18 protein-coding genes and 1 pseudogene are annotated in these 21,471 nt (G+C 64.6%); 13 read left to right on the top strand and 6 right to left on the bottom strand.

Translation table 11 applies throughout. The annotated features are described in order from the left end of the window. Positions 1-48 precede the first annotated feature (48 nt). Complete coding sequence (locus tag WFI54_RS11935) at positions 49-897, top strand: class C sortase (RefSeq protein WP_336653018.1); 849 nt, start codon at positions 49-51, stop codon at positions 895-897. Here the strand turns inward: WFI54_RS11935 and WFI54_RS11930 are convergent. After that, positions 877-3,462: a helix-turn-helix transcriptional regulator gene (locus WFI54_RS11930; protein ID WP_336653017.1), complete on the bottom strand. Its 2,586-nt coding sequence runs from the start codon at positions 3,460-3,462 to the stop codon at positions 877-879. The genes WFI54_RS11935 and WFI54_RS11930 overlap by 21 nt on opposite strands. Positions 3,463-3,862: 400 nt before the next feature. Between WFI54_RS11930 and WFI54_RS11925 the strand changes: the two genes are divergently transcribed. The 5 genes from WFI54_RS11925 to WFI54_RS11905 all read left to right on the top strand — a co-directional run bounded on the left by WFI54_RS11925 (position 3,863) and on the right by WFI54_RS11905 (position 7,549). Further along, positions 3,863-4,399 (top strand): alternate-type signal peptide domain-containing protein, encoded by a 537-nt coding sequence (locus tag WFI54_RS11925; RefSeq protein WP_336653016.1) that lies wholly within the window; start codon positions 3,863-3,865, stop codon positions 4,397-4,399. Positions 4,400-4,498: 99 nt separating this feature from the next. Continuing rightward, positions 4,499-5,005 (top strand): hypothetical protein, encoded by a 507-nt coding sequence (locus tag WFI54_RS11920; protein WP_336653015.1) that lies wholly within the window; start codon positions 4,499-4,501, stop codon positions 5,003-5,005. A 167-nt stretch (positions 5,006-5,172) separates the two neighbouring features. After that, the gene (locus WFI54_RS11915; protein ID WP_336653014.1) at positions 5,173-6,162 is read left to right on the top strand and encodes a hypothetical protein; all 990 of its coding nucleotides are present in this window, start codon (positions 5,173-5,175) and stop codon (positions 6,160-6,162) included. Further along, positions 6,159-6,899: a hypothetical protein gene (locus WFI54_RS11910; RefSeq protein WP_336653013.1), complete on the top strand. Its 741-nt coding sequence runs from the start codon at positions 6,159-6,161 to the stop codon at positions 6,897-6,899. Before WFI54_RS11915 ends, WFI54_RS11910 begins: the two co-directional genes overlap by 4 nt. Before the next feature lie 80 nt (positions 6,900-6,979). Beyond that, complete coding sequence (locus tag WFI54_RS11905; protein ID WP_336653012.1) at positions 6,980-7,549, top strand: signal peptidase I; 570 nt, start codon at positions 6,980-6,982, stop codon at positions 7,547-7,549. Positions 7,550-8,183: 634 nt separating this feature from the next. Here the strand turns inward: WFI54_RS11905 and WFI54_RS11900 are convergent. After that, positions 8,184-8,978 carry an EAL domain-containing protein gene (locus WFI54_RS11900; protein ID WP_336653011.1) on the bottom strand — a complete coding sequence of 265 codons (795 nt, stop codon included), beginning with the start codon at positions 8,976-8,978 and terminating at the stop codon, positions 8,184-8,186. 735 nt (positions 8,979-9,713) lie between these two features. On the opposite strand from WFI54_RS11900, the gene WFI54_RS11895 reads away from it, so the two are divergent. Beyond that, positions 9,714-9,974: a hypothetical protein gene (locus WFI54_RS11895; RefSeq protein ID WP_336653010.1), complete on the top strand. Its 261-nt coding sequence runs from the start codon at positions 9,714-9,716 to the stop codon at positions 9,972-9,974. A gap of 1,307 nt (positions 9,975-11,281) precedes the next feature. On the opposite strand, the gene WFI54_RS11890 is transcribed toward WFI54_RS11895, so the two are convergent. Next, a complete protein-coding gene (locus tag WFI54_RS11890; protein WP_336653009.1) occupies positions 11,282-12,079 on the bottom strand; it encodes an FHA domain-containing protein in 798 nt (265 codons plus the stop codon). 403 nt (positions 12,080-12,482) lie between these two features. On the opposite strand from WFI54_RS11890, the gene WFI54_RS11885 reads away from it, so the two are divergent. From WFI54_RS11885 to WFI54_RS12760, 3 genes and pseudogenes are all read left to right on the top strand, one after another. Beyond that, a complete protein-coding gene (locus WFI54_RS11885) occupies positions 12,483-12,791 on the top strand; it encodes a hypothetical protein (protein WP_336653008.1) in 309 nt (102 codons plus the stop codon). Beyond that, the gene (locus tag WFI54_RS11880; RefSeq protein WP_336653007.1) at positions 12,788-13,213 is read left to right on the top strand and encodes a hypothetical protein; all 426 of its coding nucleotides are present in this window, start codon (positions 12,788-12,790) and stop codon (positions 13,211-13,213) included. The genes WFI54_RS11885 and WFI54_RS11880 overlap by 4 nt, the downstream gene beginning before the upstream one ends. Positions 13,214-13,455: 242 nt before the next feature. Then, a pseudogene (locus WFI54_RS12760) lies at positions 13,456-13,521 on the top strand (hypothetical protein); the annotation flags it as partial. Positions 13,522-13,559: 38 nt separating this feature from the next. On the opposite strand, the gene WFI54_RS11875 reads toward WFI54_RS12760, so the two are convergent. Beyond that, entirely contained in the window at positions 13,560-13,709 is a 150-nt protein-coding gene (locus WFI54_RS11875) for a hypothetical protein (RefSeq protein ID WP_336653006.1), read from the bottom strand. On the opposite strand from WFI54_RS11875, the gene mobF reads away from it, so the two are divergent. After that, entirely contained in the window at positions 13,708-17,637 is a 3,930-nt protein-coding gene (gene mobF / locus WFI54_RS11870) for a MobF family relaxase (RefSeq protein ID WP_336653005.1), read from the top strand. The two genes, WFI54_RS11875 and mobF, sit on opposite strands and share 2 nt — an antisense overlap. A gap of 17 nt (positions 17,638-17,654) precedes the next feature. On the opposite strand, the gene WFI54_RS11865 is transcribed toward mobF, so the two are convergent. Both WFI54_RS11865 and WFI54_RS11860 read right to left on the bottom strand, forming a co-directional pair. Then, positions 17,655-18,377 (bottom strand): DUF6036 family nucleotidyltransferase, encoded by a 723-nt coding sequence (locus WFI54_RS11865; protein WP_336653004.1) that lies wholly within the window; start codon positions 18,375-18,377, stop codon positions 17,655-17,657. Beyond that, a complete protein-coding gene (locus tag WFI54_RS11860; protein ID WP_336653003.1) occupies positions 18,364-18,699 on the bottom strand; it encodes a hypothetical protein in 336 nt (111 codons plus the stop codon). The genes WFI54_RS11865 and WFI54_RS11860 overlap by 14 nt, the downstream gene beginning before the upstream one ends. A 526-nt stretch (positions 18,700-19,225) precedes the next feature. Here WFI54_RS11860 and WFI54_RS11855 point away from each other — a divergent pair. Together WFI54_RS11855 and WFI54_RS11850 are read left to right on the top strand one after the other, a co-directional pair. Next, positions 19,226-19,648, top strand: coding sequence for a Fur family transcriptional regulator (locus tag WFI54_RS11855; RefSeq protein WP_336653002.1), 423 nt, complete (start codon positions 19,226-19,228; stop codon positions 19,646-19,648). Positions 19,649-19,715: 67 nt separating this feature from the next. Further along, positions 19,716-21,170, top strand: coding sequence for a catalase (locus WFI54_RS11850; protein WP_336653001.1), 1,455 nt, complete (start codon positions 19,716-19,718; stop codon positions 21,168-21,170). Positions 21,171-21,471: the final 301 nt, after the last annotated feature.

Genomic DNA, 21,471 nt, shown 5'->3' with positions numbered 1-21,471 from the left:
ACCTCCACTTCCGCACGAAGACGCTGGAGCTTTAGCGCTCTAAACCTCGTGATCGCAGTCCTCTTGCTCGCCGGGGCGGGTGTGCTGCTCTACCCGGAGGCATCTCAATGGGTGAGCCAGTACAACCAGTCGAACATCCTCTACACACAGACTCAGATCGATACGGCGAATGGTCGTGCCGACGCTGCTGAGAGGCTCGCTCTCGCGAAGGAGTACAACCGGAATCTGAGCGGCGGCGCTCAGCTCGATGCCGGTGCCAACATCGCTGAGGCTAGCCACCCACGCGGGGACGGAGACGACTACAGGAGCATGCTGCGCGGGGATCCGACCGGAATCATGGCGCGGCTCAGGGTCCCATCGATCGATTTGGACCTGCCCGTCTTTCACGGCACAAGTGACCAGACACTGCTCAAGGGCGTCGGACACCTCGAGGGGACGGCGCTCCCCGTGGGCGGAGTGGGCACCCGGTCCGTGCTCACCGGCCATCGAGGGCTCGCAACGGCCGCGCTCTTCACCCATCTCGATCAGGTGCGGAAGGGCGATCTCTTCAGTATCGAGGTGCTCGGCGAGGTCTTCGCCTACCGAGTGACCGATACGGTCGTTGTTGCTCCGGACGACACGAAGAAGATCGCACCGGTGGCCGGGCAGGATCTGGTGACTCTGGTCACCTGCACTCCGCTGGGCATCAACACCCACCGAATTCTAGTGACCGGAGAACGCGTTGTTCCGGTCCCGGAGGATCTGCTCGAATTGGCGGGTGCCAGACCCGACGTGCCGCACTTCCCCTGGTGGGTGGTGACCGCGGCGGTGGCGCTCGCACTCATCGCGATCTGGTACTGGCGTTCCGGTTATCCCTCGAGAATGAGGCGCGTGAGTTCACTTGATGTATCGGCCTAGCGCTTGACGCGTGGTGACGCCGATTTTTCGCATGATGCGGTGCATGTGGGTCTCAACAGTGCGCACGCTCAGAACAAGCTGAGTCGCAATCTCCTGGTTACTCAGGCCCTTGGTGGCCAGTGCTGCAACCTCGCGTTCCCGGTCGGTGAGGGAAATAGCCGTCGCGCCGAAGCGCACTGTATCGAGCGATGACCGCCCGGCCGTGGCCGTGAACTCCTGCTCGAGACGCTCCGCCTGCTCAGCCCTTTCGATCGCGGACCGGTGTCTGAACCAGGTCGATGCGGAGCGCAGCGAACTGACTGCGATACCGTCGAGCCCGACTGCTCGGGTGCGCTCGTACGACGTCATCATAAGTTCGGGATCCTCCTCGATCAACGCCTCCACATAGCACTGATAAGCGGGGACGTAGGCCCCGTCGATTTCGGCGAGCCTCTCCCGCACCAGCTCGAGGAGCTCGCGCTCGGGTCGCAACTCGATCGCGCCGAGGAATCCGATGGCGGCGGCGAATCGCGAGCCCCTCCGCCACAGCTGCTCGGCCGAGTCCCACAGCGTAGCCTGTGCGCCGACAAGATCCCCGTTGAACGCCTGGATCTGAGCCTTCGCCCACGAGAGCGACTGGCCGGGAAAGGCGCCGTCGGGGAGACCGCGGGACTCGAGAGTGTCGACGTAGTGATGGCCGAGTTCGATGTGGCCCCGACGTACCGCGACTACCGCGCCGATATTCGCGAGCATCAGGCTGACACCCGGCACGAACGGCAGAGGATCGCCGGTCGCAGCGAAGGTATCGAGGATCGCGTCGATCGGATCGTAGTCGCCTGAGAGCAGGTGGCACAGCGCCACACCGGTGCCGAATGTGTAGGCGGCCTCGAGCTCGAGGTCTCCACGCGCTTCGTCGAGGCCCCGTGCGAGATCGCGCAGAGCATCGTCGAACTGCCCGATGCCGATGAGCGCGAGGCTCTTGAAGGAGTGGTGCGTGTATTCCTCGCTGGTGCCGCGGTCGATCGACTCGAGTTCGCCGTACACGCGGAGGGCGTCTTCGAATCGGCCTAGGCTGGTCAGTACCATGAGCTGAGTATGGAGCAGAGCGGTCTGCGATGCTCGGGGGAGATTCGGCGTGAGTTCGAGACGCGCCGCGAAGTCGGCGGGAATCCCCTGCACGTTGCACAACACCCGCACCTCGGTCGCGTCGAGCAGTCGCCCATAGTCTCCGAGTTCCTGCTTGCATTTCTCGATGTAATCGCGCATCCCGTCGATATCTCGGTGCACGTAGGCCATCCATTTCGCCCGATAGCTTGCGAGATGTGCCCGATCCGCGTGGGAGGCCCCTGCCTCCTCTGTCTGCTCGAGTACCTTGTCGATCACGCCGGTATCCGCGTGGACTTGGCTGAGTGCGCGGATGTAGCGCACTGCGGAGTGAGGATCACGATCCCGTTCCCACTCCGTGGCCGCCACGGCGACCCTGGTCTGCGACTGCTCCTGCAGGAGCCTGATGAAGAGCGCGTCCTGCTGAAGAGGGTCGGGAAAGACCGTAGGAATCATGTGCTGGATGCTGCGGCTCTCCGCGGAGTCCAGTCGCTCGGAGATCGTCGCCGTCAATCGCAGGCGCCGGGCGCCGACCGGTTCGTGCCGGAGGAACTCGGCGAGCAGCTGGGGTACTACCGCGACGAGCTGGTGCCCGCTCGATGTGACGGTCGTGATGAGGCTCTGCTCTTCCAATACCTCGAGCGCCTCCCAGGGCACCAGCTTGCGCACCGTCTCGACATCGGAGAGCCCCACGAGTGAGATCATCTCGATCGCATCGCGCAACTCGTCGTCGAGGAGCTCCAGGTAGGCTTCCATGACGGCCCGCAGCCGGGGGCTCCACAGTTCGGCCGTGCCGATCCACTCCCCGTTGTCTTGTTGGACGATACGGTCCTCTCTGCGGCAGATTTCGAGCAGTGTGAGCGCGAGGCCGGTGTTCCCGCCCGAGCGTACGAAGACGCTGGTCATTGTGCTGATGTCTATCGGGCCGCCGAGGAACTCGACCACGACCTGCTCCATGTCTTCGAAACTGAGCGGTGCGAGTTCGATGACGTAGCTCGGCTCGAAGGTAGACGCGGCGAGACCGCTCGGAGTGTGCCGGGCCCGCATCCCCTGTAGTCGGGCGCTCACCGTCGGGACACCGGTCGCGCGCCGTACAGTCTCGACCACGCCCCAGGAGGACTCGTCGAGGTCGTCCCAGTCATCGATCAGCAGTACCGATCGGGCCTCCCGCACCTGGTCGATGAGCTCGACGGTGGTCTCTCGAAGGCTCGTCGCGTTGCCCCGGGAGGACGGTGATCCAAGCCCAGCCATGTGCAACGCCGCAAGTGGATAGGGGCGCAGCGACGCAACGCCGCGAACCGTGAGTACCCTCCACTCCAGATCCTCGAATCGTCGGCGCAGCTGGCGGAGGAAGGCGCTCCTGCCACTGTTCCGGGTACCGACGAGATCCACGCTCAGTCCCGAGGTGATGAGTTCAATGGCGAGTGCGAGTTCTTGCTTGCGTCCGATCATATCGATCTCCCGCTTTCTGCTCTTACTCAAGGCGTCTCCTTCTACATTATGAACTCCGAGGCGGTACGTGTGCTACCGCGCACGTGCAACCCGCTGATTACAGCTCATCCCCGAGCACGCGACAACAGTCGACGGGTGAGATACGCAGCGTTTCGGACGGGAGAGGCGAGCGAGCATACATCCGGGAAGGCGCATACGTATGCGAGGAGCAATATGCGTAGCCCTGAGGCCTGTCTACGTAATCTTGGCGCCCCGTGATCTGAGGGGTTCTGATTCTCGCCGGCAAACGCAAGCGGCGAGATGTGTCGACATAGCGTTTGAATGGCCAAGGCGCCGACTTGCATGCGCCTCGGTCTTCATTGCGTCAAATCCAGCGATATGGACAGCGGCGCAAAACCATGTTGTGAGCTTCGAACCCTTAGGAGAGATTATGAATAAAATGCGCAAAGGCCTGCTTGTCGGAGCAGCCGGTCTGGTGCTTCTCGTCGGCGGAGCAGGATCGCTCGCGCTCTGGAACGGCTCGGCGAGCGTCGATGCGGGTGGCATCAGCTCCGGTGTGATGAGCATCTCGGCGGAAGACGGAACCTGGTCGCAGGACACCGGGCTGTGGGTTCCCGGAGACACCTCTACCTACACCACCGAGGTATCCATCACGCTCGCGGGCGACAACCTGACCACTCAGCTCGAGATCGACCCGGATTCGATCACCGGTGACCCGGAGCTTCTCGACGCCCTGGACGTGCAACTGGCAGTGGGCGCCGTCAGCGGCGGAACGGTGACCCCGGTTCCCGGTCAGCCCAACAAGTACACAGTCACGTCCTCGACTCCGTTGGTGGAGACGGTGCTCACGGTGCCGGTAACTGTGACCGTCGATTTCCCCGAGGCCTCGGTGACCGGTCTCGACGCGCAGAACCAGAGTGTGGACCTGGGCGGCCTGGCGTTCGCGCTCACCCAGCAGACCGTCTGATCAAATAAGAAGGGGAAGGGGATAGGCGTGGCAGGAAGACGATCTGCTGGTCGCAGGCGCGGCTCAGGACACCATGCCGCGCAACCGTTGTCGACTCGAATGCGGGTCTGGGCAATCGCCGTCGCCGCCGTCGTGACCGCGACGGTGAGCACAGCTCCTTACAGTCTGGCGCTGTGGAACGACGCAGATACCGTCGACGCCGGGGCCATCTCATCGGGCACGCTCGATGCGGCGATCGCCTCGGGGCAGACGGTGCCGACGACAGCGACTACGGTTGCGCTCCCTTCCCTCTCGGGGATGCTGCCTGGCGAGAGCCGTGGCGAAGCATTCACAATTCGCAACACCGGCAACGTAGATCTCGCCATCAGTGCAGCAGCGGAGAATGCCTATCTGGGGTTTGACCTATCTCCTGGCGCCTGCACGGCAGCCCTGCCGCCCGGGACCCCGCTCTCGGCTGTTCCGGTGCGAGTGGGAGACCCAATCCCTCCCGCCACCAACGCCTCCTTCTGTCTGCGGATAACACTTCTCGAAACGGTTTCCCCTAGCCTTCAGAATCAGAGCGTCGGTGCGTACGAGATTGACTTGATTGGAATGTCCTCACGATGAAACACCAACGAACTATTACAGGGGCCGGTGTGGTCCTCGTTTCTGCTATCGCCGTCGGTGGCAGCTTGATAGGTGTGCCCGGCGCGATAGCGCACTGGGAGAAGGGACTGGCCGCAGGCGGAGAGGTCGCAGCGGGGTCCCTCTCGACCAGCGCCACAGTGACCGGGGTGAAGGAGACGATCACGAACGACAGCTATCAGACCACTCATTTTGCGCGAGTGCTCAATGAGCAGCAGGCATCATCCGGCTTCACAGGAACATCATCGGTTACCCTGGTCGTCGAACCCTCGACAGACGCCGGACTCGGTGCGGTGATGTCTGTCGCCGTCTGGCCCGTCACTGCTCCGGGAGATTGCGACAGTATGAGTGAGCCGGCTCCGGGCTATATGAGCGCAGCCTGGAGCGAGGGGATATCCTCAGTCCCAGTCGAAACCCCCCCCCACGGCGAAGCCCTATTTTGCGTGCGCGGATACCCCACCGACTCGACCCCGTCGCCCTCCGCGCCGGCAGTCCAGCAGAATCGCGCGGTCGTTGCTGCTCGGCTTGGGGTCGCGGCGGCTGTCTCGTCAACGGGGAGCAAGAGCTTCGCTCCTACGTTCACCGGGCGGATCAGCCTTGGCAACTTCAACGCGCAGGCCCCGGCGAGCGGAGCCGCCACGATCAGCACGTCCAGGATTTTCAACTTTTTCACCACCAGTCAGAATGTTTACCTCAGAAACGTAGCCCCCGCTGCTTCCTGCTGGAATATAGCCTACGGTGGGAATACCTCGCAGCCGGGCCTAGATCTCATCGCCTTCGCAAACCCCAACTGCGCGAACGGCGCTGCGCCGACTCGCAACGAACAGTTTTTCCAAATCAGAGTTCCCGGAAAGTCCGCTGTTCAAATTAGAGCCAATTCCACCAACCCCGCGTACGGGTACCTGCAGGCTACTCCTGATGGAACATTGATCGAGTCGCAGGTCGGCAATGTTGAAGAGCTACATCAGCTCTGGATCCCGCAATCTGGACCGCTCTCCGGAGGATACTCAGGACGGCAGTTTGTCAACGTCGCAACAGGCCTCTGTGCTCAGGCTCCCGCAGCATCCGGTGGCACTTTCTCGACTGCACCCTGCGGAAGCAGCAACCGGTTCTTCAGCACCATGTGGGTATCCCCGTGATCCGGCGCGCACTTAGTAGAACAGCGCTGATTTCCAGGTCAGCAAGGCTCGCGGGGATCGCGGCGGCCGCGGCGCTGACGACCGCCGCTCTGGCCCCGACCTCGGCCGTGGCCGCGGGAGGTGACGTGCTAGAGGTGTCGCCGGACGGCGTCGTCTTCACCCATACCTTCAGTGGGCTACTTGCGGGAACGGTCCTCGTTCCGCAAGGGCACTCCCAGGAGTCCTTCTTTGTTCGCAACGCCGGCGCGGAGGACGGCTATTTGCATGTGGGCCTGACCGGGATTGACGTCTCAGACCCCCTACTCGAGCAATCGCTCTCCGCCGAATTGCAGGCGCCGGGCAACGGCATTGGCTCCGCGCTCTTCTCCGCCGCCGATCCCTGCGTCGAACTCTTGTCGGCGATCCCGCTAGCAGCGCACTCGACCGTCCCGCTGACCGCGGGGCTTGTCCTCGGCGACCTTGACGGCATTGATGGTCAGGGAGAGTCCGTGAGCTTCCAGCTCCGATTCGTCATCACCTCTGAGGCTATCGGTTCCACCGCTAGCGGGTGCGCTGCGAGCGCAGTCCCCGCGCCGTCTCCGGGTCTGCCGCAGATATCGGACCCGCGCCCCCCGCAACTCGGCGTCACTGGCGCGGCCGCCCCGATCCTTGCCCTTGCCCTCGCCGTCGGGCTGCTCACGGCGGGGACTACGCTCATCAGTGCTCGCCGTCGACGACGTCAGGAGCAGGACACGTGACCGGTCCCTCGCCCGTCCTCTCGACGGAGGGCTCCCCCCCGGCAAGGGAGGCCTTTCGAGCCCGTCGGAGCCGCCGTAGCTTGGGTGAGTTTACGCGCGCGCTCGGCGTGGGGATCACCGCTGGACTGCTGAGCCTGGTGGTGTTGATCGCCGCGCTCGCAATCGTTGTTCCTTTTGTTACCGGGTCGCACACCTACACTATTCTGACCCAGTCGATGGAACCGGCGTACCCGCCTGGCAGCTTGGTCGTAGTTCGCCCCGTGGACCCGGAAGAACTGCGCATTGGCGACGCCATTACCTACCAGGTCGCCGCAGGTGAGCAGACAGTCATCACCCATCGGGTCGTCGCTGTGGCACGCAGCACGGACGGCGGCCTCTCCTTTACCACGATGGGGGACAACAACGCTGTAGCGGATCCCGCTCCCGTCATTCCTGAGCAGATCCGCGGACGTGTCTGGTATGCGTTGCCCTGGATTGGTACGATCTCCGTTCTGCGACAGAGCCCAGCATCAGCGCTGGTTCTCCCGCTCATCGGCGGTGCCTTTATAGTCTGGGGTATCGTTCTTGTGGTGAGCTGGCTCATCCAGCGCACTCGTCGCTCTCGAGCCGATGTGCCCCCAGGTACATCGACCGCAGAGCCGATACATTAGCGATGTGTAGTGGGACGGCGGCCAGGAGGTCTTGCTCTTGATGTAGACCGAGCCTCGGTATGCGATTGAGCCTTTGTCTTTTCGTATATTCCTCGTCCCCATTTCTCAACTGACCTTTCGGCTCAATGATCGGTGCTTCTTAATATCAAATCTCATGACCGGATGGATCGAACGAGAGCTTGAAAGCCTCCTGTGTCAGTACTTCCCGACTTGCCCTACATCTCGGTCCACACGCTAGACGAACTTCAGGATGCCGGAAAGCTCAAAACCCGCCCACGCAAGACCTTGAGCCCCCGCGCCAAGTCTCTCAGTACTTCCCCTATGCAAGTCAGGCAAACCACTTCGTCAACGCCGCACTCCTTAGTGCGGTAATCGGCAGCACTCAAACATTGTCATCAACGACGAATGGCCCGGACCACCAAGATTTGTTGAGCGGGGCCATTTCTTTTGTCCTCAGGATCAACCGTGTTGCCACGACCCCTGGAATCTGCCGTGGGTGGTCAGCGAATGGGAAGTACATCAGTGACCGTAGAAGAGAGCTGGAATCGTGACATGATTTCACGATTCCAGCTCCCATGAAGAGCCTCTACGAGACAAGCTAGCAATACTACTCATCTCGGTGATCTGGTTCTGACTACCCGATTGAAACGAGAGTGGGCTTCTCAAACTCAGTATCTGACATCGAACGGGGTCGCCCAAAGTGAAACCCTTGCGCGAGATCGCAGCCGAGTTCGCGAAGGGCTTCGGCATCTTCGCTTGATTCGACGCCTTCCCCCACGGAGGTCAAATGGAGATCTTTGCAGAGGTCAAGTATCACGCGTACCATCGAGCGCTTCATCGAGCTGCTGCTCATGCCGTTCACGAGCTGTGCATCGATCTTGAGGATCTGGAAGGGGAGGCTATCCAGGCGCACAAAGTTTGAGTGGTCAACCCCGAAGTCATCGATTGCCAATTTGACCCCACGCTCCATCAACTGCGTGAACGTGGAGTATGCGACGCTTTCATTTGGAATGGCCATTTGCTCAGTCAACTCGAAATGAACCCGAGTGGTGCTGAACCGTGTCCTGTCCACGGTCCGAAGAAGTCTGTCCGCCAGGTCCGGCTGGGAGAGCTGGGTTGGGGCCAAGTTAAATGACAAGTAGAAATCCCCTGGGCGCTGAACTGAGGCCCGGCAAGCGATGTCTAGAAGGTCGATCGCGAGCTTATCGAGGAGTCCGGCTTCTTTGAGCTTCGGAATGAAGCGTGCTGGCGAAATGTCGATTCCGCTTGGAGCAGTCCAACGAGCGAGGACCTCGTAACCCTCGATCGTCCCAGTGTTCAAGCACACGATTGGTTGAAGAGCAGGCCAGATATCGCGGTTCTCAAGTGCTCGATCAAAAAGATCTTCCAACTCATGCTGGCAGGAGATCCTCGACAGGAAATCGCTCATGTCGCGTGCATCCTTTCATTGGCGGGGTAAGTGAGATGTGCTTCGCTCATGGCCCTGATGGTCCCGCGAAATCCGGCACCCGGGCCTCTGGTGACCGCCCGAAAGCGGGAGCGTCTTGGTATTTGTGGAGATGATGCCAGGCTCGGGATCAGTCGCATACGGCGCTCGTTTCCGCAAGGACAGTAAAGGCAGTGCGCGATACCCGCTCTATTCGGACTATCGCGCACCGCCGGCGGCAGCGCGGGGGGCGCCGCCCCGACACGGGGCATTTAAACCGGGTGACTGATCGGATGGGGGAGAAGGATCCGTCACCCGGGAACGGTAAGCTTGAAAAAGACCAAGATGGGTTTGGCCGTCGAGGCAAATACCGTGTCCAATGTTCCCGCGTCTGAGTTAATAGTACTGATGCAAGCGTTGGCGCTTCGTGGTGGTTGCCCTAGTCAGTATCGTTGGGCCAATGGTTAAGTACCAGTTGGCAAAAACACTTACGTGGAGCATGTGGTTCGCTCGATATCGGCCGTACCTGTGAGAATCGGCTCTCGTCCCCCGAGCGCTATGTCGAGTGGCAACGGGTCTCTCGCATGAGCGTAGTCGATCGCAGCAGCACTCTCTGGGGCTTCACCTCAGGCATGTTACAGACAAAGTGCGGACGCCCTCAGGTCGATGTCCTGCCCCGGTTTTTATGCTGATCGGCCCCTGCCTGACGAAAGCCCGAAGATTGTAGGCGAGCGCGTTGTGGTCGTCGACGCTATCAACCAGGCGCTCCTCGTCGGCGGTCAAGGAAAGCTCTACCCGGGCGACCTCACCAATAAATACCGCATCAGCTACGAGGTGTGCCTCATGGCGTCGGCGAAGAAGGTGGGCTTGCTGCCGGAGGAGGACCGTCCGGCTGTCAAGACCGCCCTGCATGCACTAAGGGGAACGAAAGAGATCCATCGCGGGTCCGTGCGATGGTCCCGCACGGTATGGCTGCCTGACTACACCGACCAGCTCTGAATTTCGATAGATGCGGCAGTTCTGACGGGGCCTCGCCCTCTCGGAACGCAACTGGATCCAACCGAACACCTCGGCTCCACACCACGCGAGCTGGCCAGTCTTACGCCCCCGCCGCTCCGTGAGGAGCGAGGCGGGCTCATCCTGTCGGGGTAGTGAACTCCATACGGGCCTCCATCGCCCGCCAGGAAGCGAGCCGAGTCACGGCGGACGCGCCTCTACTCAGGGCGGTGGCGCCTTCGACCCGGCCGGCTCCGAGCACGAAGCGCGATCAGGCTCGACACCAGAACGGCAACGCTCCGTAAGACCGTGAGCAGAGAGCCGACCAGATCCGAGAGTTCTTTCAGCCGAGCGTAGAAGTCGTAAGCGGAATCTGATTCCACCCCGCAACAACCTTGATGATGGCGATGAAGATCGCCGTGAGCAGTGCCATGAACTATCCCCCTCCGGGCCACCTGACTGCGGCCCCTTCCTTCGGGTTCCTTGGCCCCTCATCAGCCAGGACGAACGCAATGCCTCCAGAGCTCCGACGGAGCGAATGAGGGCTGAATTAGAAGGGGTGCCCGCGCCGCTGCAGGAAGCGGTGAGGGTGCCCTGGAGCGGCCGGTGCGGATCAGTAGGGGTTCTCGTTTGTACCGGCTTCGACGCCCGGATCCGCGAGCAGCTCGATGAGCAAGCCGTTGTCGATTCGCGGTTGTCGATCCACCACTTCGCGAGGTCGATGCGTCGCGCAGGCTCAAGCACCTGCGCGTCGAAGTCGGCGTCGTCGAGCTCGCCTTCCTGCACGAGAGCGTCGTAGCCGTCGCGGAGCAGCTTGTAGCGGCAGTCGATCGCCCACTTCACCTGCTTGTCGCTGCCTCGGAGGAGGGGGAGCCCCGGGCGCTCCTGATCCGCGATCGCTTCCTGGTGCTGCTGGTCCCATTCGGATTTCAGTTGCTTCGAGACCTTCCGCTTACCGCTGGCACGGAAGCATTCGAAACAGGGTCGGGTCTTCAGCCACTCGACTTTGCCGGCACGCTGCCCGGCGGGGACGTCGCTGAGGTCGCGCGTCTCCTCGTGGCCGCACTTGTGCTCGATGTCGTATGTCGTCGGGATGCTCATGGTTCCTCCGGTTCAGGGTCGTGCTGCGGTGTGCATGTTGCGATGTCGTGGATTCTTGGTGTTGGCACTTGCCGTCATCTCTCGCGGCCGAGCACCGGGTGCTGTCGCCAGCCGTTCCGGTCTGGCGTCGCCTCCCGTGTCGCCTGGAGGGGGAGGGGAGCGCGTCGCGCGCCATGTCGCCACGGCGTGCGCGCCGGCGCTGTGTCGCCTCACTCAACACCATCGGGAGACGCAGTCACCGCGACCGGTGTCGCGGTGCTGAGCGCCCGTGCTGTGTCGCGGGTCGCGACTTTGGTGAGGCGGGCCTGAACGTCGCCGAGGAGGAGGTACTCGGTCGCCGCGGCGGGGACACCGCTCGTGAGCCAAGTCGCCTCGCCCGTGTCGCTCACCGTCGCGACTCCGTTGCTCGAACCGAGATCCTCGATCGTCCACGTGTCGGTCGCCATGTCGCGTCGCAGCCGTGCGTGCGTGCGCGACAGCGACCGCGACGGATCCGGGAGCGACACCAATGTCGCGTCTTCGGTCGCCTGCGGGCGACGCCCGACGACGACGTGCGGGGACGGCAGCGACACTGTCGCGCCGTCGGGGAATTCGAGCACCCACGCCGCAGCGACGATCGTCGCGTCGTTCACGATGTCCACCTCGGCCGGCCGCCGGAACAGCGTCGCTTCGTCCAGCTCGTCGGCGACGTCCACCACCTGCGGTGTCGCGACCGCGGGCGGCGCGACGACGACCGGCGGCGCCACTGCCGGCTGCTGGGCCACCGGGAGTGCCGTCAGTGCGCTCACGGCGGCGTTGCTCGCTGGCGTGCCATCGACCCAGTGCGGGGCCGCGGCGGCGGCCCGCTTCGAGGCGCGCCGCTTCCGGCGCTTCTTGCCGCCGGCTGCCGGCGGCGCGACCGCGACCGGACGGGGATCCAGGGTCTCGGCCACCGTGCGGGGCGTGTGCCCCAACAGCCGCTGCATGTCGAGGCCGCAGCTGCGGCACAGCTCATCGCCCCTCGTCACGAACTGAGGGAGGCAGCAGAAGGGGCACGTCACCGCTTGCGCTTCCGGCGCTCCGGGCGCCGGGGTTGTCGAATCGCTCATGCCCCACGAAGAGGGGAGGCGCGCACCTGGCACGGGTGCCTCGGAGCGAGGGAGCAACAGCCCCCGTCCAACCACCTAAGCCGCATCCTGCTCTCCGCACACTCTCCCTCACTGATCTCATCGCGCAGCGCTTCGCTCGCCCTGCTTTCCTGCATCAGCTCTGCTGCTGCCCTGCCCGGCTTCACTCCGTTTCGCCGGACTTTCTCCTTACACCACTGGCATTCGAGGGTTACCGCGTCCCACGTTCCGTGACACGAGGTGCGCGCGACCGCACATCTATCCAGTGAGCGGGTGCACCGCCCGCCTGGAAATGGAGAACACCATGCAGCTCAAGCACCGTGTTGTCGCGACCGTCTTCGTGCTGGCCGGGTTGACGGCCTCGTGGTACATAGCGCAGTCAACAAACTTCGACAAAGGAGGCAGCGCCCCGGAACCGCCGAAGTACACGCCGGAAGTAGTCGAAACCGATGGGTACGACATCAGAGAAGAATCGGTGACCCTCTCGGACGGCACCACCGTCATCTGCCTGCACTGGACGAGCGTGAGCAGGGCGGACCCGAGACTCGTGTCCTGCGACTGGCCCGGCGCGGATCGCCCGAACGCTGCCACCACTGGGGAGGTCAAGCCGTGATCTCCGAAACCCTCGCAGAGCGTGGCCTGGGCGTCGGAATGGATGTACGGGTGAGAACAGAATCCAGCCCTCATCCAGATCGAACAAGGGAGGCCGCCGTGCAAACAGATCACGACAAGACTGCACAGCCTCAGCAAGCTGTGGCTCGGTCATTCAGCCAGGAGGAAATCAACGCCGAACCGACCGTGACGATTGAGGTGCCTTTCTCGATTCTCGAAAGCGCGTCGGTCGAGATGCATTTCACCAAGCTCACCCCTTCCGCACCAGAGAACTACCACTCGCCAAACGCGCGGATCGTACTCGAATACTTCGCAGCCTGTGTCGATCGGCTTGAAGCGGAGGGTGTCCTCGTGGCTGAGGGCGACTTCTGGCCAACCATCCGGCAAGAAGGCACTGCCTTCGCTCTCCCCAGAATGCAGTGAGGACAGGTCAGGAGTTGAAGACCCGATCCCAACGTGAGTTCGAAGCTCGCATCCGCCAGTCTCGTGGACTCGCGCACCCAGCCGCAACCCGTACCGGCGGGGGCGGCTGGGAGACGCGGTGCGCGCGCGATGGGTGCGGACGCACGTTCATCACCCCCACCAGGCAGCGGAAGTACTGCAGCATCGCGTGCCGCCGCGAAGTAGAGGGGGCGCGCGAGCATCGCGTCGAAGTGCTCACCGGGATGTTGCTGTACACGTGCGCTGCACCGCGCTGCACCAACGTGTTCCTACCGGAACCGAGGAACCCTGAACACGCGTACTGCTCGCCGCGCTGCCGGAAGCGCGCTCACCGCAGCGCGAGCGACCTGTCGGCCCTGTTCTGCGACTGGTGCCAGCGCCCTTTGCCGCAGACGAAGTCGCGCCGCCGGCGGTTCTGCGACGCGACCTGCAGGAAGCGCGCGCAGCGCGCCCAATCGAGAAACGAGAAGTAGACCATGCTCACTGTCGCCCTGATCGGAGCCTCCCGCGATGCGTGGGGGTACCTGATGAACACCGTCGCCGAGGAGCACACCATCGACCGTGCTGAGGGGCGCGCCGCCTACTACATGGCGAACGGCACCCCGCCGGGCTCATGGGCGGGCAGCGGGCTCGCGGCCCTTGGCCTGAACCCACGCGAGGCCGTTCAGCAGAGTGAGTTCCTCGCCCTGTTCGGAGAGGGCGTACACCCCGTCACGGGTGCGAAGCTCGGCCGGAGATACAACACGGTCCTCCCGCTGGAAAAACGTATCCAGCAGCGGATCCAGGCCGCAGCGGCGGACCCCGCGAACCACGAGCTCACGCCGGCGGAGTTCGAAGCGCTCGGAGACCAGATCCGGGTAGAAGAGGCCGAGGCGCCGGTGAAACAGTCGGTGGCGGGTTTCGAGTTCGTGTTCTCGCCGCCGAAGAGCGTGTCGTCGTGGTGGGCACTCGCTGACCCCGAGTTGAAGGACCAGATCCGGCAGGCGCATCACGCGGCGATTCAGTCGACGATCGAGAAACTCGAAACCGACATCATCCGCACCCGCACCGGCGCCGACGGTGTCGCTCAGGCGCACGTGCTCGGGATCTCGGCCGCCATGTTCGACCACTGGGACTCCCGGGACGGTGACCCGCAGCTCCACACGCACATGCTCGTCTCCAACCGTGTCCAGGGGGAGGACGGTCGCTGGCGCACGATCGACTCCCGATGGTCGCTGATGCCGGCCGTCGCGACCGCCGGCGCCTACTACGACGGCGTGCTCATGGATGAGCTCTCATCCCGGTTCGGCATCGAGTGGACCGTGGAGGAGGTGCTGGCCCGCCCCGAGCAGTACCGCGACTGGCTGGCCGATAACGAACGGCCGGACACGCCTGCTGCGAAGCACCAGTTCGCGATCTCGTCGGGCACGAACCCGGGCTCGGTGAAGTGGCAGATCGACGGCGTACCGAAGTCGCTCGTCGACGAGTACTCCACCAGGTCGAAGCGGCTGAACGAGCACGTCGACCGGGAGATCGCGAAGTACGTGGAGAAGCACGGCCGACGCCCGAGCGATCGCACCATCATCAAGATGCGACAGCAGGCCACCCTCGCCACCCGCACCGCGAAAAAGCACCGCTCGCTGCGCGACCTCACGCAGAGCTGGCGTCACCGTGCGCGCCCGCACGTGGGTGACTCGTTCCTGTTCGCTGACCGGGTCCGCGACGTCGGCGCCGCACGGAAGGACGATCTGCCGCTGTGGTCGTTCCGCCATGACGACGTCGACGACGAAGCGGCCCGGGATGCCGCCGAGTATGTGCTCCACACCCTCGCCACGGCGCGCGCGACCTGGGGGAGACGCAACGCGGAGACCGCGGCCCTTCGTGCGATCGCGGGCTGGCGGTTCCGGTCCCCGGAAGACCGCGACCTTGCGGTGCAGCGCGTCGTCGACCTCGTGCTCTCGCAGGCGATCCCGCTCACCCCGAAGAATCATCTCCACACCCCGCACCGGTTCCGCACCGCGGACGGCGAGGACATGTTCCAGCCCGAAGCGCGCGACCTCTACTCCACGCGGGAAGTGTGGGATGCCGAGGAACGACTGCTGACGGCGGGGCGCGGGACCGACGGCGCCCGCGTCGACCAGGCGCTCGTCGACGACCTCATCGCGATGCCGACCGGGAGTGAGCAGCGGGTGCTGTCAGAGGACCAGGCGGCCGCGGTCGAGAACATTCTCACGTCCGGCCGCGAAGTCGACGTGCTCGTCGGCCCCGCCGGCGCCGGCAAGACCACCTCGCTCGAGAAGCTCCGCGAGATCTGGGAGCAGCACCACGGTGCCGGCACCGTGCGCGGGCTCGCCCCAACCGCGCGCGCGGCCGAAGTGCTCGCGGAATCGCTCGGGATCCAGACCGAGAACACCGCGAAGTGGCTCCACGAGACCGCCCAAGGTACTGACACCCGCGACGGCATCGACTACCAGCTGCGCCCGGGCGAGCTGATGATCGTCGACGAGGCCTCGATCGGGGGCACGCTCGCGCTCGACAAGATCCGCGCCCAGGTCCATGCGGCCGGCGCGAAGCTCCTCCTCGTCGGTGACTGGGCGCAGCTGGCCGCCGTCGACGCCGGCGGCGCGTTCGGACTCCTCGCCGCAGACCGTGCCGACGTCGCCGAGCTCGTCAACCTGCACCGCTTCAAAGCCGAGTGGGAAGCCGACGCATCCAAGCTCCTCCGGCTCGGGAAGACCGCCGGCCTCGACCCCTACCTCGAGCACGGCCGCATCGAGCACGGCCTCGACGAGAACATCGTCGCGGCCGCCGTCGAAGCGTGGAAGCACGACGAGATGACCCCCGAACCTGAAGGGGAGGGGATGCTCGTATCGCTCCTGATTGCACCCACCAACGACATGGTGGAACGCCTCAATACGATCGCCCGCGAGTGGCGCATCCAGCAGGGCCACGTCGACAAGACCCATGAGGCTGTCATCGCATCCGGTGTCGCCTCGCCCGGCGACCGGATCGTGACCCGGCAGAACGCCCGCCGGCTGCGCACCGACCACGACCGGTGGGTGAAGAACAACGACGAGTGGGTAGTCGCCGGCATCAACCCCGACACCGGCGACATCGTCGCCGTCGCGGGGGAGGAGTACGTCACTCTGCCGGCCGACTACTGCCGCGACCACGTCCAGCTCGCCTACGCGACTACCGCGCACCGCTCCCAGGGGCGCACCGTGCACACCGCGCACACCATCGTCGACGCCAGCGCGACACGGGAGACGTTCTACGTCGCGATGACCCGCGGCAAGCTCTCCAACCGCGCATACGTCATCGACGACGAGGCCGGCGACAAGGGCGACCCCGCTGCGACGGGGATGACGCGCACATGGCGGGAAACGCTCGACCATGTCGTCATAAAGAAGGGCGGCGACATCTCCGCCCACGAAACCCTCCAGGACGAAGCCGAGCGCATCGGGTCGATCCGGCAGCTCGCAGCCGAATACCAGACCCTCAGCGCCGACCAGCTCGAACGCGAATACCTGCCCGTGCTCGCACGCCTCGGCCTCGTCGACGCCGACGCACCGGACTCCCCGTACCTCGGCCCGGTGCTCGCGAACCTCCGCCGCCTGGAGACCCGAGGCCGCGACGTCCCGGCCACTATCCACGAGCTGCTCGCCAGTCGAGATCTCGACGGCGCCCGCGACGTGCTCGCCGTGCTCCACTACCGCCTCTCCACGCACCTGGAAGACCTGCGCGAGCTCGGCGCCTACGACCGCTACACGCCCCTGCTGCACAACTTCGGCATCGACAGCACCGAGTCGCGTTCCGACCTCAAGCTCGGCCGAATCCTCACCGCGCTCGAACACGCAGCCGATGCCCCGCTCGAAGACGTCCTGCGCGGCGCGCTCGAGCGCATGGACCGGGGGAGTACCCGCGATGTCACCGCACGGCTCGCTCACCTGCTCCGCACCCAGTACCGCATCGCCCCTGACGAGCTCGACGCGGAAGCGCTGCGCGCGGCCGCGCCGCGAGACTTCATCGCCGGCATCATCGAAACCGCGCCCGACTTCGGCGACCCCGACTTCACCCTGGCGCTGCGCGATCGCGAAACCGCAATCCAGCTCCGTGCGGAACTCCTCGTCGACCGCGCGATCGCAGAAGACGCCCCCTGGCTGCAAGAGCTCGGAGAACGCCTCCCCGGGGACGAGGCAGCCTGGCGCCGGCGCGCAGTCACCATCGCCTGCTACCGCGACCTCTACGGCGTCGACAGCGACGAAGCGCTCGGCCGCGAACACGCCCACGCACGCAACCGCGAACGCGACCGGCACCTTGCCGCTGCGGCCCTCCGGCTCACGACAGATTCGCAGATGCCGGTTCCCCACGCTTTCGCCGCCGCCCAGCCCCTGTCCCCGGAAAAGCAGGCTGCACCCTCATACTGAGCGCAAGCTGGAGCGTCTTAGTAGCCGGGGCTGGGACTGCGGCCAGGACCGTGAAGATCCTGGCCGCTTTGCGCGTGCGGCCATGATCCGTTCCACGGAGTCTCTGGTTGCTGCGCTTCTTGTTCGGCGATCACCGCTGCCGGGTGCCCTTGCCAATTTGCAGGCACTGCCGGCAGTTCGGGCGCCCGATAGTTTGGCTGAACGTCGTCCCACATGCTCAGCCAATCGAGTGCGACCCGCTTTCGCTGCGCGTCAACCTCGGTCAGTTCAAGTCGCTCACGGATGGTGGAAACCAACACCAGATCATCATGAATCAGCGCCGTCACGAACGCACGATCCTTATCCCGATTTGCGACCAGCTTCGCACTGCACAAATCGTGCACGTCCAGGCACCAGCCCGTGTAGTAGTCGGTGTTCTCGTTTCGGATCGGCACCAACCGCTCTGCCCACCCCGCTGGGAGTGTGGCGGTACGGCGGTCGACGCCCTGAGCGTAGTAGCCGAATGTCTGGTGGAACTGGCTCAGTTCACCAATCGTGCCGTCAATCTGCGTCGACTTGGTCCCGTCCGCGTCATCAAACAGCGGGAACACGTCGGCTTTCTCCGAGAAGGTAGATTCCTCGGGCAGCTCGAGCTCGCTGTACGTGCCCAGCACTGACTGGGATCCGATGACGAGCACCTGGTCTTGCTCAGCCACCCGACAGGCTGCACGGATGATGTGTTCGAGGTCAGTGCGCTGCATGACCGCGCACCTGCTTGAGCACCTGCAACCGCACATGTTGGGGCAGGACACCTGCGAGGGGGCTCACCTGTCGAAGATCAATACCGCGTTCGCCTTCGGTCAGGGCGACAGCGGCAACAGCCTCAGGGCCGGCCTCCACGGCCGTCTCCCACTCCCGTACCCAGCCCTCGGCAAGCGGTGCACGTCGGCGCCGCTTGAGGAGAGCGAGATTCGAGCGCATTAGGCGTCGCGCGGTGGGCCAGTCCTGACGCAGAAAGGGCAGCGCCGCGCTGTGGAGCTGCAAGCTGAGCTCCGCCTCTCGCGTCAACGTCGTACCCGTCATAGCTCCATTCTACGTAGCAAACGCGCACGGTGGGAGGGATGGGGGAACAATGCAGTGTCGTGCGACCCGTGCCCGGTCGGCAACGCGACTCATAGTGCTCATTCCATGATGGGCGTCGGCGTATCGGAGACCACGGTGTGACTTACGCCTGCCGGTATCGGCCGATGAACCAGCCACCGTGACGCTTGCTCGATAGCGCGCCGCCCCGAGCCAAGAACTCACGCAGTGCGGCGCGAGCAGCAACGTTTCCGGCTAGCGGCGGGCCGGTTCGGGGACCGCTTGCAACTCCTCCAGGCGCTTCTTGACTTGAGTCCGCTCAGTATCGCGTGCATCCTCCGCCCGCCGGCCTTCGAGCGCGCGCGGACGAACCACGCCATTCGTCCGGACAAGGGCCGAGCGGCACGCAGCTAGCAAGCTATCGCCACCACCGGCGGCGTAGGTCTGCGACGGCGCGCGGAGTGCCGCCTTTCGGTGAACGCCTCGCGCCTTATTTTGAATTAATCAAAATAAGGGTTAAGGTTGCAGCATGGAAACCGGAATCGACTCGACGCTGCGCGCAGCCGGCTTGCGGGCGACCGCTGGCCGGGTCGCCGTGCTCGAGGCGCTGGCTTCCATGCCCCACTCGGACGCCGAACGAGTGTTCCGAGTGGTCGCTCGCGAGTTGCCGACGACTTCGATCCAGTCGGTGCACAACATCCTCGCGGATCTGACGGCGGCGGGCCTCATCCGCCGGATCGAACCGGCAGGATCCGCGGCGCTCTACGAGCGGCGCATCGAAGACAACCACCACCACGTCGTCTGCTCCGGGTGCGGGGCAGTGGCCGACGTGGACTGCGTCGTCGGACACGCGCCGTGTCTCGATCCGTCCTCGACGACGGGCTTCACCATACAGGCGGCCGAGGTCACGTTCTTCGGCCTCTGCTCCGACTGCCAGCAGTCGGCCGCATAGACGACGCCGCCGCAACGCCGCCGAACCGGGGGCGTGATTCGTCTTACCCGAAAACCGAAGGAGAACCATGTCCAGCATCCCTCCCACCACCACCCAGACGGGGACGCCGATCGCGAGCGATGCCCACTCCCTAAGCGCGGGGCAGGACGGCAGCATCGCGTTGCACGACCGCTATCTGGTCGAAAAGCTCGCACAGTTCAACCGCGAGCGCATCCCCGAACGCATCGTGCATGCGAAGGGCGGCGGGGCGTTCGGCGAGTTCGTTGTCACCGGGGACGTCTCCGCGTTCACGCGGGCCGCCGTATTCCAGCCCAGTGCCGTCACCGGCACGCTGCAGCGCTTCTCGTCCGTCGCCGGCGAGCAGGGATCGCCCGACACCTGGCGCGACGTGCGCGGCTTCTCAGTGAAGTTCTACACGAGCGAGGGCAACTACGACATCGTGGGGAACAACACCCCGGTGTTCTTCATACGGGACGGCATCAAGTTCCCCGACTTCATCCACTCGCAGAAGAGGCTCCCCGGCTCCGGGCTCCGCGACGCCGACATGCAGTGGGACTTCTGGACCCTCTCGCCCGAGTCCGCGCACCAGGTCACCTACCTGATGGGCGACCGCGGCCTGCCGCGTTCTTGGCGGCACATGCCCGGTTTCGGATCCCACACCTACCAGTGGATCAACGCCGACGGCGAGCGCTTCTGGGTGAAGTACCACTTCACCGCGCTGGAGGGTAACGAGGAGATAGACGGTGCGGAGGCTGAAGCGATCGCCGGAGGCGACGCCGACTACTACCGGCGCGATCTCTACGAAGCCATCGAGCGCGGTGACCACCCCGCATGGAAGCTGCAGGTGCAGGTCATGCCCTACGAAGACGCCAAGACGTACCGCTTCAACCCCTTTGACCTCACGAAGGTCTGGCCGCACGCCGACTATCCGCTGATCGAGGTGGGCGTGCACACCCTGAACCGCAACCCCGAGAACTTCTTCGCGCAGATCGAGCAGGCCGCGTTCTCGCCTGCCAACACCGTGCCCGGGATCGACATCAGCCCCGACAAAATGCTGCAGGCGCGCGTGTTCTCTTACCCCGACGCGCAGCGCTACCGGGTCGGCACCAACTACAACGAGCTGCCCGTTAACTCCCCGGTCGCCCCAGTGCACACATACTCGCAGGACGGCGCGGGCCGGCACGGCTTCACGCCGGCCGACGCCCCGGTCTATGCGCCGAACTCGACGGGCGGGCCGGTGGCCGACTCGCAGCTGGCGGGCACAGGCTCCTGGGAGTCGGACGGCGAGCTGATCCGGTCAGCGATCACTCTGCACGCCGAGGACGACGACTTCAGCCAGGCCGGCACTCTCTATCGGGAGGTCTTCGACGACGCGGCTAAGGAGCGGTTCCTCGCGACGATCACTGGGGCCGTCGGCGCCGTGCAGAGCGACGAGATCCGGGAGCGCGCGATCCAGTACTGGACGAACGTCGACCCCGGACTTGGCAGCGCGTTGCGCACGGCCCTCTTCGAGGCTCAGTAGTTCGCGACGGGGGAGCGCAGGATACCTCGGCGCTCCTTAGCGATTCGTCATCCTGCGCGAGTAGCGAGTCGCGGGATCCATTTGAACGGACGCCGCGGCTGCGCGCGGAATGGCCGGTGGTTCTGTGGGCGTCGGCTTATTCGGGCTCCGCTCGATCAGGCTGCAGTGCGCTCGTACCGCAGGGGGCGCCCATGCGGGCCGGTAAACAGGCCCAGCGCAGCACCCCCACCCTCACGTTGCGAAGGAGGCGGCCACGGTCACGGCCTACATCGAGTGGCCGTGGCCGTGGCCGTAGCCGTGG

This window comes from Leucobacter sp. MMO-125 (assembly GCF_037148395.1).
Lineage (GTDB): Bacteria > Actinomycetota > Actinomycetes > Actinomycetales > Microbacteriaceae > Leucobacter.
The sequence above is the reverse complement of the archived record's forward strand: the minus strand, read 5'-3'. Positions and strand labels throughout refer to the sequence as shown.

What these genes read in the sequence shown, in the direction of transcription:
- mobF (WP_336653005.1), top strand. Translation starts at nt 13,708, where the DNA reads ATGCTCACTGTCGCCCTGATCGGAGCCTCCCGCGATGCGTGGGGGTAC.
- WFI54_RS11925 (WP_336653016.1), top strand. Translation starts at nt 3,863, where the DNA reads ATGAATAAAATGCGCAAAGGCCTGCTTGTCGGAGCAGCCGGTCTGGTG.
- WFI54_RS11855 (WP_336653002.1), top strand. Translation starts at nt 19,226, where the DNA reads ATGGAAACCGGAATCGACTCGACGCTGCGCGCAGCCGGCTTGCGGGCG.
- WFI54_RS11900 (WP_336653011.1), bottom strand. Translation starts at nt 8,978, where the DNA reads ATGAGCGATTTCCTGTCGAGGATCTCCTGCCAGCATGAGTTGGAAGAT.
- WFI54_RS11920 (WP_336653015.1), top strand. Translation starts at nt 4,499, where the DNA reads ATGCGGGTCTGGGCAATCGCCGTCGCCGCCGTCGTGACCGCGACGGTG.
- WFI54_RS11850 (WP_336653001.1), top strand. Translation starts at nt 19,716, where the DNA reads ATGTCCAGCATCCCTCCCACCACCACCCAGACGGGGACGCCGATCGCG.
- WFI54_RS11860 (WP_336653003.1), bottom strand. Translation starts at nt 18,699, where the DNA reads ATGACGGGTACGACGTTGACGCGAGAGGCGGAGCTCAGCTTGCAGCTC.
- WFI54_RS11865 (WP_336653004.1), bottom strand. Translation starts at nt 18,377, where the DNA reads ATGCAGCGCACTGACCTCGAACACATCATCCGTGCAGCCTGTCGGGTG.
- WFI54_RS11885 (WP_336653008.1), top strand. Translation starts at nt 12,483, where the DNA reads ATGCAGCTCAAGCACCGTGTTGTCGCGACCGTCTTCGTGCTGGCCGGG.
- WFI54_RS11875 (WP_336653006.1), bottom strand. Translation starts at nt 13,709, where the DNA reads ATGGTCTACTTCTCGTTTCTCGATTGGGCGCGCTGCGCGCGCTTCCTG.